The organism is Acidisoma sp. (genome assembly GCF_035492295.1).
Lineage (GTDB): Bacteria > Pseudomonadota > Alphaproteobacteria > Acetobacterales > Acetobacteraceae > Acidisoma.
The window spans coordinates 1-11,767 of the sequence record NZ_DATJJK010000001.1; the positions used below are offsets into that span (position 1 = coordinate 1).

At 63.8% G+C, this 11,767-nt stretch carries 9 protein-coding genes and 1 pseudogene; 6 read left to right on the top strand and 4 right to left on the bottom strand.

The window, feature by feature from the left end:
* From VL752_RS00005 to VL752_RS00020, 4 genes are all read right to left on the bottom strand, one after another.
* The coding region (locus VL752_RS00005; RefSeq protein WP_325351674.1) for a glycosyltransferase family 2 protein at positions 1-2,217 on the bottom strand (2,217 nt) is incomplete at its 3' end.
* Between the two features lie 85 nt (positions 2,218-2,302).
* Complete coding sequence (locus tag VL752_RS00010) at positions 2,303-3,115, bottom strand: hypothetical protein (RefSeq protein ID WP_325351675.1); 813 nt, start codon at positions 3,113-3,115, stop codon at positions 2,303-2,305.
* Positions 3,116-3,402: 287 nt separating this feature from the next.
* The gene (locus tag VL752_RS00015; RefSeq protein ID WP_325351676.1) at positions 3,403-3,882 is read right to left on the bottom strand and encodes a hypothetical protein; all 480 of its coding nucleotides are present in this window, start codon (positions 3,880-3,882) and stop codon (positions 3,403-3,405) included.
* 45 nt (positions 3,883-3,927) lie between these two features.
* Positions 3,928-6,336 (bottom strand): glycosyltransferase, encoded by a 2,409-nt coding sequence (locus VL752_RS00020; protein WP_325351677.1) that lies wholly within the window; start codon positions 6,334-6,336, stop codon positions 3,928-3,930.
* A 347-nt stretch (positions 6,337-6,683) separates the two neighbouring features.
* On the opposite strand from VL752_RS00020, the pseudogene VL752_RS22310 reads away from it, so the two are divergent.
* From VL752_RS22310 to VL752_RS00050, 6 genes and pseudogenes are all read left to right on the top strand, one after another.
* A pseudogene (locus VL752_RS22310) lies at positions 6,684-6,860 on the top strand (YdaS family helix-turn-helix protein); the annotation flags it as partial.
* 21 nt (positions 6,861-6,881) lie between these two features.
* Positions 6,882-7,814 carry a sulfate adenylyltransferase subunit CysD gene (gene cysD, locus VL752_RS00030; protein ID WP_325351682.1) on the top strand — a complete coding sequence of 311 codons (933 nt, stop codon included), beginning with the start codon at positions 6,882-6,884 and terminating at the stop codon, positions 7,812-7,814.
* A complete protein-coding gene (gene cysN / locus VL752_RS00035; RefSeq protein WP_325351678.1) occupies positions 7,814-9,724 on the top strand; it encodes a sulfate adenylyltransferase subunit CysN in 1,911 nt (636 codons plus the stop codon). Before cysD ends, cysN begins: the two co-directional genes overlap by 1 nt.
* Positions 9,725-9,750: 26 nt before the next feature.
* Complete coding sequence (gene cysQ / locus VL752_RS00040; protein ID WP_325351679.1) at positions 9,751-10,512, top strand: 3'(2'),5'-bisphosphate nucleotidase CysQ; 762 nt, start codon at positions 9,751-9,753, stop codon at positions 10,510-10,512.
* An 87-nt stretch (positions 10,513-10,599) separates the two neighbouring features.
* Positions 10,600-11,382, top strand: coding sequence for a sulfite exporter TauE/SafE family protein (locus tag VL752_RS00045; RefSeq protein WP_408863029.1), 783 nt, complete (start codon positions 10,600-10,602; stop codon positions 11,380-11,382).
* 144 nt (positions 11,383-11,526) lie between these two features.
* Positions 11,527-11,767: (2Fe-2S)-binding protein (locus tag VL752_RS00050; protein ID WP_325351681.1), on the top strand; the 241-nt coding region annotated here is incomplete at its 3' end.

Here is an 11,767-nt window from a genome sequence, read left to right on the forward strand (position 1 = left end):
GTCATCGGTCTCGAGTTGCCGTAGCACGCGGGTCACGGACTGGGCGGTGGCGGAGACCGTCAGGACTCCAGGTGCCGCAGCCTCGTCACCGAGCGCCGGTGGCGTCGCGACCACGGGCAGGCCCGCGGCGAGACAGGCGCCGATGGCGCCTGCGTCAGCGGCCGGTTTTTTGAAGGGGGCGAGGGCGATCCGGAGATTGGCGAGGAGCGCGGCGTCCGCCGCGGCCGCGGCGTGCTGGTTGACGCTCTTGGGGAATTTCGCCGCGGAATTCTTCACGGCATGGATCTGGACTTTCGGCAGCGCCTTGATGATCGCGGGCAGCAAGGTGGCGAGCCACTGCTCGGCCGAATCAGCGCCCGCGGCCTCGCCCTCCAGCAGCAGCCAAAGACCGCGGCGGTCTTCGGCGCCCTTGGGGGCGAGGGAGAGCACGGCGGGGCCGCGAGCCTTGCCCTTCCCGAACTGGGCGGCGAGGTCGGAATTGCCGGTGACGATGGCGTCGCTCGTCTCCACGGCGGCGTGCAGCGGGGAGGCTGCCTTCCCGGGCTCGGCCAGAAGCTGCTCCTCGGCGGCCGGCTCCAGCCGCAGCACAATGCGTGTGACGGGAGAGAGGCTGCGGATGGTCTCGGGCGCCATGGTCGCGGCCGCCCGGCCCGACAGTTCGGCGAGGGCGAAGGCGGGCCGTGCCGTCTCGATCACCCCGGCGAGGGTGGGCGTGAAGGGCGCGCGCAGCACGGCAACTCCCGTCGCGCGCAAGGCCTCGGCACAAACCGGCTCATGGTCGAGACCGCCGGTATCGCCGAAGACGACGTCATAGCCCAGGCGCTGCAGGGTCTCCGCCCGATCGAGGATGGTCGCCGGCGCCGCGGCCGCGGCATCGTCCAGAAGCAGGGCGCGGCCGGAGGCGCGCGGCCAAGCGGGGCGCGCCGCCTGCTCCCAGCGCTCCGCGAGACGGGAGGCGAGGGCAGGATCCCGCGCCGCGGCGCCGAAGCCGCCCAGCCCGCCGGTGGCACTCCAGCCCAGGCTGCAGCGCGGCTGATAGAGAACGGAATGGCCCGCCTCCCAGCAGCGCAGGCAGAAATCCGTGATACTCGCGGCAAATTCGGGGAAGCCTGGGTCGAAACCCTCCAGCGCCTGGAAGACCGAGCCCCGGATCGCAACCGCGGCCTCGGGAGCGGCGGCGGCGGGCATCAGCCGGTCGAACCAGGGGAAGCTGGCCTGCTCGGCATAGGCAAAGTCCGCCAGGCGGCCGGTACGGTCCGGCAGCAGGGCGGAGCTCTGCACGGTGCCGTCGGCGCGCAGCACGCGCGAGGCGAGGACTGCGCAGTACGGCTGCGCCGCGAAACTTGCCCGCGCGCCAGCCAGCCAGTCCGGTGTCATGCGGATGGCGGCCGATAGGAAGAGCACAAGTTCACGGTCGCTGAGCCCGGCGATCCGGTTGCGCGCCGTGATCGGCGATTCGCCGGGGGCGGCGCGCCAGTAGCGCAGGTTCTGCACCAGGCTCGGCAGCAGCGCGAGTTCGGCCGAGAGGCCGGTATCGAGCAGCACGATCTCGGCTTCAGCGTCGATCCCGCTCTGCCGCAAGGCCAGCAGGCAGCCATAGGTCTCGGCGAGACTGCCGTCGCCGCTGACGCAGACGGTCAGCGCCGGAGTCTCGGGCTGGGCCAGAGCAAAAGGCTCGTATTGCGTGCGGGCGTGCGCCACCAGGGCAGCGATGCCGAACGCGCCTTCAATGGAGACTGCTTCCGGTGGCATGTCGGAGAGTTGGGTGAAGAAACTGCCGATGGTGCCCAGCATGCTGCGCAACAAGTTCGCGTCCCGCGCGGCCCGCTCGTTCGTCTCGGCCAGCCGGGCCTGCAGCATGCGCATGCTGTGCTCGAGCTCGATCATCCGCTGCTCGAGGGGGAGCAGCGCGCCACGGCGGAAGGTAACGGAGCCGCCGATGGTATGGCCGGTTCGGGAATCGCAGATGCGAATGGTGGAGACGGACTTGCTGGCGATGGCCGACCAGGGCAGCAGAAATGCGAAGGCGTGCGCGCCGTCCCCGATTCCGGCTGTCTCCAGGTCCGCACGGAAGACATTGGCGAGGGTGTGGCCCACGGGTTCGTTGTCAACCAGCACGTCAAGCCGCAGTTGCAGCGCGGGATCGTCGGAATCCCAGCACCAGCCGCCGATCAGCCCGTCTTCCTGAATCGTTTCCAGATGCCCTTGCAAGGCCATGGTCAGTTCCGTCTCGCTTTACCAGGAAAAGGGCCGTGGCCGTCAGCGCCGGTGTGGCAGCAGGCTATGGTCGTTGAAGGGCGTCTCATCGGAAGGCCAGGAAGATCATATTGTAGGGGCCGAGGTAACCAAGTTCCTCCGACCAGTAGCAGGAAGCAGCGGCATCGGTGAAGCCTGCATCATGGAGCCGGGTGATGAGGTCCCAACCGAGCCGATGGGCGGCATCGGCTGAGAAGAGAGGCAGATCCGTGGGCGCTACGCCCTCGATCCAAGGTGCAGTCACGCTGTCCTCGGCTTCGACATCGAAGGGCGTCGAGAACAGGAAACTTCCGCCTGGCATTAGACTGCTGGCGATGGCGGCCAGCGCCCTGTCGAGCGGCGGAATGTGGGCCAGTTCGTCGGCGGCGAGGATCATGTGCTGCGATTGCGCCGGCACCGGCAGCTTTGCCCGGCCGGTCTCGTCCCACAGCAGCCGCGGCCAGAGATCAAAGGAGAAGGCGCGCTCTGTCAGATAGTCGAGCAGGCGATCGCCGCGGCCGATGATGCCACCGCGCGTCCAGGAGGGCGGGCCGAGGCGGGGCAGCGCTATGTGAAGCAGTGCCCGCTCGTGACTGGTGAGGGCAAAGCGGCAGCCGCAGGCTTGGGTCAGTCGCCAATGCGGCACCCAGCGCCCATTGGCGGTGGCGCTGCCGCCATGGGTTTGCGAGATAAAGTCGGTCACCTCTAGGCATGGGGCGCAGAAGCCGCCGGTCGTGAGCGAAGCGTCGTCCACGCCGAGCGATTGCTCGCGCCGGTAGCGTTCGTCGAACAAGTCGCGGTTGTCCGCACGGAAGCGCTTGAATTCGTCCATCGAGCGGAAGGTTGCGCCGGGAAAACGGACGGAGGCCTCAGTGGTCACGGGCGGCCAGCCGGCGAATGAAACAATTCTGGTCGAGGCTCTGCTGCATGCAATGCACTGTTGGTCATCCTAGCTGGGCCGCTGATCTCTAGAGTTTGATCGTGGCAGAGAGAAGCGTCTCCACTTCAATCTGCCAGTTAAATCACACTCAACCCGTGAAAAAGGGCCTGATTCCCGATCCAGATGAAAGGCTTGCGCTGTTCATCTGGAGCGATCAGACCCTAATTATACGCGCGTGACCTCGCTAGCAATCAGGCAAGATGCCTCGATGGTTTTGCCCTGTCCGATCAGGCAAGGGTGATGGAGCGGAAGCAGAGGCCTAGCTCGCGGCTGTCCTTGCCGGCACCAACATCGACGGGCTTGGCGCTTTTTGGAAGATGGAAGGAACAGGTCAACAGCGCCTTGCCGTCACGTTCGAAGATTTGCTCGGGCTCGATCATGCCGCTCAGCAGATAGGATTTCGATTCCTGCAGGCGCCAGAAGCCGATGCGGGAGCCGTTGACGTAGAGGGTGACGTCCTGCGAGGTGACGTTGCCGCTGATGAAGGGAATGGCCTCTACGGTTACTCGTAGCGTGCGCCGCACGGGACCGGTCACGATCTGCATCACGGCCTCGGGACCATCGTTCCAGATATGCGGATCTTCAGGCGCGGACCAACCCGAGATAAGCCCGGCGGTTCCGAGATCGAAATTGCCGAATAATCTCGTGGTGCCGATTTCCCATTCGGCCTCCAATTCCTTGTGCATTGCCTTGGTCATCGTCGCCATCGGTCAAATCCTTCCTGAAGCCGGATGCTGTCTTGAAGCCTTGGGTCAGTCGCCTGCGAAGTCCGCAATATTCCTTTGCGCCACTCCGATGTCGAATACGACGTGCTGATCGGGCGCTAGGCTCATGCGTGCTGCATGTGCCCGATCGATGGCAGAATTAAGGACCTGGGCGCCCATTCCTGTGGAAAAATGCTCTTCGAGCAGAACTTGCCCGGCACGTGACAAGCGGTTCCAAAGTGTTTCGTCGTTGTAAAGGCGCAGTGTGGCAGAAGCAAAGTCTTCCGGTGAGTCTGCAACCAGAACGTGCTCCTCGTCCGCGAGCCCGGCCCCTTCGACGCCAATTGCGGACGAGACGATCGGCAGTCCATAAGACAGTGCCGACATTACCTTGCCTTTGGCACCCGCACCGTAACGCAGCGGGCACACGAAGACCCGGCAACGGTCGAATAGATCACGCAAATCCTCGACAAGACCGACGAATTCGATACCGTCCCCGGCGAGTTCGCGCACGGATTGCGGCGCATTGGCGCCGGCGATGATGAAGCGGATAGAGGGATCAGCCGCGCGGATCAGCGGGAATATGTCGCTGATGAAATACATGACGGCGTCGACATTCGGCGTGTGCCGGTAGCCGCCGAGAAAGCAGATGTCGCGGCGTTCGGCGAAGGTCTGGCTCGTTCCGAAAACCTCATACATCAGCGGCCATACGGCGACCGGTGCCCCGGGCAACTCGCTCGCCAGTACCTCGGCTTCGATCGTCGAATGGGTGATGGTGCAATCGGCCGCGGCGATGATGGCAAGCTCGCGGGCTTTAACTTCTGCTGCTTCCGCCTGCTTCTCGCTGTCGCCGGCAAGTTCCGCCTCACGTTGCTGGCGCAGGAAATGCAGGTCCGCGACGTGGAAAAGAAGACAGGCGTCCTTCGCATATGCCCGGATATCGTCGATCACGCGTTCCAGTATGTGGTAGCGATAGACGAGGATGGCATCGAAGAGATGGCCGTAGCGTCGGATGTAATTGGTGAAGCCAAGGTCATAGGGCGCGTAGGCGCACTCGACGCCGGTCTTCTGCAGATCAGTCGTGTAGCGATCCTGGAAGAGCCAGTTGTCTTCGGCTACAAAATGGGCCTTGTATCCCAGGCGATGGCAGACTTTCAGGGCCAGGACGGTCTGCACCGAGCCCGCATCCTGGTTTGGGGTCGGGGCAGAGACGTCGACCACAAGGATGCGGCGCCGGACGGATCGTTCGCGTTCGGAATAGGGCGCCTCGGGATCACGGCGATGGGTTTCAAGCTTTTCCCGCCAGCGCAAATAGAGCTTGCGTGTATTGGTAATCTGATAGGCCTTGACCCCCTTGCCGGTATCGGTGCCGGAGGTTTTGCCTTCGTAATGCACTATGCGGGACTGTGGCTGCATCCACACTTCGTAGCCGAGGGCGGCGATGCGCAGACAGAGATCGGCATCCTCGCAATAGGCCGGCGTGAAGAGGGGGTCGAAGCCGCCGAGAGCATGCCAAAGACTGGTCGGCAGGACGATGGAGCAGCCTGAGATATAGTCCACCTGCCGTGCGTGGCTGTATTCGGGCCGGTTCGGATCATCGTTGCGGCCATAGTTCCAGCAATTGCCATTGCGCCAGATGATGCCTCCGGCTTCCTGCAAACTGCCATCGGCATAGAAGAGTTTCGAACCGACCAGGCCCGCTTTGGGAAAAAGCGAAAAGCTGTCGAGCAGCCCGTCCAGCCAGCCGGGCACCACCCGGGTGTCATTGTTCAGCATGAGCACAAAACGGCCACGAGCCATGGCGCCGCCCGTGTTACAGCTCCGGATGAAGCCGCCATTCTTGGGCTGTAGATGATAACGGATGTCGGCGACCTCGGGCAGGTAGCTGCCGCTGACATCGGGCGAGCAGTCGTCGATCACGATGAGTTCGGCGCTGTATTGTGAGTCCTGACGGAACAGGCTCTCGAGGCAGTTCAGAGTATAGGCGAGCTGACCATAGATCGGAATGACAATGGAGACATCCGGCGTTTCGGCCGCGCCATCCCCGAGGACCCGCAACACTCTCGGCATGGCATTGAGCGCGGCCACCGCGGCGGTGAAGTCCGGCGTGTCGCCCTCAAGATCAAAACGGTTCAGGAATAATTTGCCGCGTTCCCCTTCGATTATCACGGAATCGTCCACGCGGTGATCGTAGGGGCTGAAGTCCGTGGTCGCGGAATCGGGCTCTTCGGCGCGTCGCCAGGCGAAGCGGGCGCGCGGCGGCTCGAACCAGCCGCCCCCGCCCCCACTGCCTCCACCATTCTCAACTTCACGGCGCAGGCGCGTGATTTCCCCGCGCAGCGCGAGCGTGGTCTCCTCCACCGTGAGCAGCCGATTCCCGAGGGCGATAGCCTTGCCCTGTGGTTCCGGGGCGTCCATCACGCCATTGCTCATCTCTGAGACCCAGCTCAGATCCATCGAAGCTGATTTCCTCTATCCAACCGCCGGTTCGGAGTGATTTTGCCGCACTGCAGCGAGGCGGATATCACCATGCTAACGACCCGTTAACAACAACAAATTCATAGAGATCGCGAAAAAATAAGCGATCTTGTTGCGTGTGCCACGATTGTTTCATACAGCATCACGGGACGGAGCTCGGGACAAAAAAATCTGTGCCAAAGGGGTGGTCGCCAGCGCTGCGCCGGCAACTCATGGCCCTTCCGGCATCACAAATTTTATAGCGCGGAAAGGAGATCCCTATTGACGCCTTGATCTGGGCGGTTAGGTGCTTGTGCAGCGAGCTTTAGTTCCGCTAAAGTTTCCCCATGACGGATCTCAGAACCCTCTTCCGCCGTAGCGGCAAGCGCCAGCGCGAAATCGCCGAAGCGGTTGGGCGGAGCGAAGGCGCGGTCAGCCAGTGGGTCAACGGCGATCGTGAGATTCCGGCCGATCTGGTGCTGCGCGTGGAGGAATTCACCGGCATCCCCCGTCACCATCTGCGTCCTGACCTCTGGGAGAACACCATGCAGAATGCCGTCACCGAGGCTGTTCTGTCGGCGCCGGACCTCACCCATCTCCAGCGTCTCGAAGCCGAGAGCATCCATATCATGCGGGAGGTTGCGGCGGAGGCCGAGCATCCGGTGATGCTCTATTCCATCGGCAAGGACAGCGCCGTGATGCTGCATCTGGCGATGAAGGCCTTCGCGCCCGGCAAGCCGCCTTTCCCGCTGCTCCATGTCAATACGACCTGGAAGTTTCACGAAATGATCGCCTTCCGCGATCAGAGGGTGAAGGAGCTTGGCCTCGAACTCCACGAATGGATCAACCAGGACGGCATCGCGCGCGGGATCAACCCCTTCGACCATGGCGGCGCCTATACCGACATCATGAAGACCGAGGCGCTGAAGGCGGCGCTGGATCACCACGGCTTTGACGTCGCCTTCGGCGGCGCGCGGCGTGACGAGGAAAAGAGCCGCGCCAAGGAGCGCATCTTCTCCTTCCGTTCGCCCGGCCATCGCTGGGATCCGAAGAACCAGCGTCCGGAACTCTGGAACCTCTACAATACGCGCAAGAACAAGGGCGAGACGATCCGCGTCTTCCCGCTTTCCAATTGGACCGAGCTGGATATCTGGCAATATATCTACAAGGAAAGCATTCCCATCGTGCCGCTGTATTTCGCGGCCCTCCGCCCGACCGTGGACTACAATGGCATGACGGTCATGGTCGATGACGAGCGCATGCGCATCCCCGAGGGCCAGAAGCCCGAGATGAAGAGCATCCGCTTCCGCACCCTCGGCTGCTATCCGCTGACCGGCGCCGTCGAGAGCCGCGCCGATACGCTCCCCGAGATCATTCAGGAAATGCTGCTGACCACGACGAGCGAGCGCCAGGGCCGCGCCATCGACAAGGACAGTGCCGCGAGCATGGAAAAGAAGAAGCAGGAGGGTTATTTCTGATGGACGCCCAGAACGACCTGCTCTCGACCGATATCGAGGCCTATCTCCGCCAGCACGAGCAGAAGAGCCTGCTGCGCTTCATCACCTGCGGCTCCGTCGATGACGGCAAATCCACCCTCATCGGCCGCCTGCTTTATGACAGCCGGATGATCTTCGAGGACCAGCTGGCGGCGTTGGAGGCCGATTCCAAGAAGATGGGCACCCAGGGCCAGAACATTGACTTCGCACTGCTGGTCGATGGCCTCGCCGCCGAACGTGAGCAGGGTATCACCATTGATGTCGCCTATCGCTTCTTCGCGACCGAGAAGCGCAAGTTCATCGTGGCCGACACTCCTGGCCATGAGCAGTATACGCGTAATATGGTGACCGGCGCTTCAACGGCCGATCTCGCCGTCATCCTGATCGACGCGCGGCGTGGCGTGCTGACCCAGACACGACGGCATTCCTACCTCGCCTCCCTCGTCGGCATCCGAAACATCGTCCTCGCCATCAACAAGATGGATCTGGTGAACTACAGCCAGGACGTCTTCAACCGTATCCTCGGCGACTACATGAATTTCGCGAGCGGCCTCCCGCTCGAGAATATCGTGGCGATCCCGATGTCGGCGCTGGCCGGCGACAATATCATCGAGAAAAGCGGCAACACGCCCTGGTACATGGGCCCGACGCTCATGCACCACCTCGAATCGGCGCCGACCCGCACCTCAGATCGCAGCGTCTCCTTCCGCATGCCGGTGCAGTGGGTGAACCGCCCCAACCTCGATTTCCGTGGCTTTTCCGGCCTTATTGCGGCAGGCTCCGTGAAGCCCGGCGATACGGTCCGCGTCATGCCTTCGGGTCGGGAGAGCCGCGTCTCTCGCGTCTTCCTCGACGGTGACATGCCCTTCGCGGTCGCCGGCCAGTCCGTGACCGTCTCGCTCGAAGACGAGATCGACTGCAGCCGCGGCGACGTGCTGACCGGCGTGGATGATCCGATCGAGGTGTCCGACCAGTTCGAGGTCACCCTTGTCTGGATGAACGAGATCGCGATGCTGCCGGGCCGCAGCTACCTGCTCAAGCTCGGCACCAAGACGGTCGTGACCTCCGTCACCGCGCTCAAGCACAAGGTGAACGTTAATACGCTGGAGCAGGTCGCCTCCAAGCAGCTGGCCATGAACGAAATCGGCCTCTGCAACCTCAGCCTCAGCCAGCCGATTGCCTTTGATCCCTACGAGAAGAACCGCGAGACCGGCGGCTTCATTCTGATCGATCGCTTTACGAATGAGACGGTCGCCGCGGGCACCATCCATTTCGCGCTGCGCCGGGCCCAGAACATCCATTGGCAGGCGATGGAGGTCGACCGCAAGGCGCGGGCGACGCAGAAGGATCAGAAGGCCTTTGTCCTTTGGTTCACCGGCCTCTCGGGTGCTGGCAAGTCAACCATCGCCAATCTCGTGGAACGGCGCCTCTTCGAACTCGGCAAGCACTCCACCATGCTGGATGGTGACAATGTCCGCCATCGCCTGAACCGGGATCTCGGCTTCACCGATGGCGACCGGGTGGAGAATATCCGCCGCGTGGGCGAGGTTGCGCGGCTCATGACCGATGCCGGCCTGATCGTGCTCGTCTCCTTCATCTCGCCCTTCCGCTCGGAACGGCAGATGGCGCGCGAACTGGTGCCCGAGGGCGAGTTCCTGGAGGTCTTCATCGACACGCCCCTGGCAGTGGCCGAAGAACGCGACCCGAAGGGCCTCTACAAAAAGGCGCGACGTGGAGAGATCAAGCATTTCACCGGTATCTCGAGCCCCTATGAAACACCCGAGAATCCGGAAATTCGCCTCGACACGACAACGCTGACGCCGGAACAGGCGGCCGTTCGCATTATCGAGGCGCTGCATGAGCGCGGCCTGCTGCGAGGCACTGCGCTATGAGGGGCGTGGAAGGGGAGGCGCTCTCTTTGACGGCCCTTCTGGCTGCTATCCGGCCAATTGCCGAGGAAGCCGGGCGCGCCACGCTCGCCTTCTACGGCGACCACGCGGGTGCGCGGGAAAAGGCGGATGGCAGCCCGGTGACGCTGGCGGACGAGGCGGCGGAAGCGGTCATCCTCCCCGCACTCCGCGCCTTGACGCCCGAGATCCCCGTGGTCTCGGAAGAAGAGGTTGCCCAGGGTATCGGGCCCGCGCGAGTGGGCGGGCGTTTCTGGCTGGTCGATCCGCTCGACGGCACCAAGGAATTCCTCAGCGGCAATGGCGAGTTCACGGTCAATATCGCGCTGATCGAGGACGGCCGGCCGATCCTGGGCGTCGTCGTGGCGCCCGCCTTGGGCGAGACCTATGCCGGCGCTGATGGCGAAGCCTTTCTCACCGATTCCGCGGGCGAGAGGCGCATTCTGTGCCGCCAGCCCCCGGGCGAGGGCGAGACCGTCGTCGGTTCCCGCTCCCACGGCGATGCCTCGGCGATGGAGGCCTTCCTTCAAGGCCGGAACGTCGCGGCCTTCCGCGCCGCCGGCAGTTCGCTGAAACTCTGCCTCATCGCGCGCGGCGATGCCGATCTCTATCCCCGCCTCGGCACCACCATGGAATGGGACATCGCGGCTGGCCATGCCGTGCTGGCGGCGGCCGGTGGCCGCGTCACCACGCTCGACGGCGCACCCTTCGCCTATGGCAAGCCCGACTTTCGCAACCCGCATTTCGTGGCCTATGGCGCGGCCAGCGTCTGAGGACCGCGATCCGCAGCGCGAAGCTGCGGCAATGATCGGGCAGTGGGCGGTCGGTTCGGCCGCGATCTCCGCTTGGTTTGGGGAGTGTTGAGCACCTTGTCTCTTTCGTTTGCCCATACGCTGTCGGGATTTTTTGTCGGGCTGCTGGTGGGGTTCACCGGCGTCGGCGGTGGTTCGCTGATGACGCCGCTGCTCATCCTGCTCTTCGGCATCCATCCGGCAACCGCTGTCGGCAGCGATCTCCTCTATGCCGCGACGACGAAGGCTGTGGGCACCGGCGTGCATGGCTTCCGGGGCAGCGTCGATTGGCGGATCGTCGGGCGCCTTGCCGCCGGCAGCGTGCCGATGACGATTCTCACCATCCTGTTCTGCTCGGCTTTCGGGCTGACGCACCACAATTCCCGCTTCCTCAACGAGGCCTTGGGCTTCGTTCTTGTCGTCACCGCTTGTTTCGTGATTTTCCAGGCGCAGGTGACGCGCGTCTTTTCGCGCGGCCTCGAGGCCATCGGCGAGCGGCAGCGGATCTGGCTGACGGTGCTGATCGGCGCCATTCTCGGTGTCATGGTCACGCTCACCTCGGTCGGCGCCGGGGCCATCGGCGTTACCGCACTCATCGTGCTCTATCCGAAACTACCCCCCACCCGCATCGTTGGCTCCGACATCGCCCATGCCGTGCCGCTCACCCTGCTGGCGGGAACGGGTCACTGGTGGCTGGGCGACGTCAATTTCGATCTCGTCGGCAATCTGCTGCTGGGCTCCATCCCCGGTGTCATCCTGGGCAGTCTGTGGTCGACCCGCATGCCCGACCGCGCGCTGCGCGTCGCGCTGGCCGCGGTGCTGCTCGTCGTGGGGGTTCGCCTCGTCAGCTGAAGAGCGGGGATCAGGATCAGGGCCAGTGCCCGCCGAAAACCGTTGACACCTCCGTGACACGCCCAGCATGATCGTATGTGTGCAAACGATCGGGTGCGGGCGGGTCATGCGTCTGGGTGGCGAAGCGGGATCGGAGCCTGGGCCATGCGGGCGATAACGCTGCGTGTGAACGGTCTGCGCCACGAGGTGCGGGCCGATCCTGAAACGCCGCTGCTGTTCATCCTGCGCAACGACCTCGCCCTCAACGGACCCAAATACGGATGCGGCCTCGGCGAATGCGGCGCCTGCACCGTGCTGGTCGGTGATGTCGCGGCACGCGCTTGTTGTCTGGCCGTGAGCCTGGTCGAGGGGCAGGACATCACGACGCTCGAAGGCCTCGGGACGC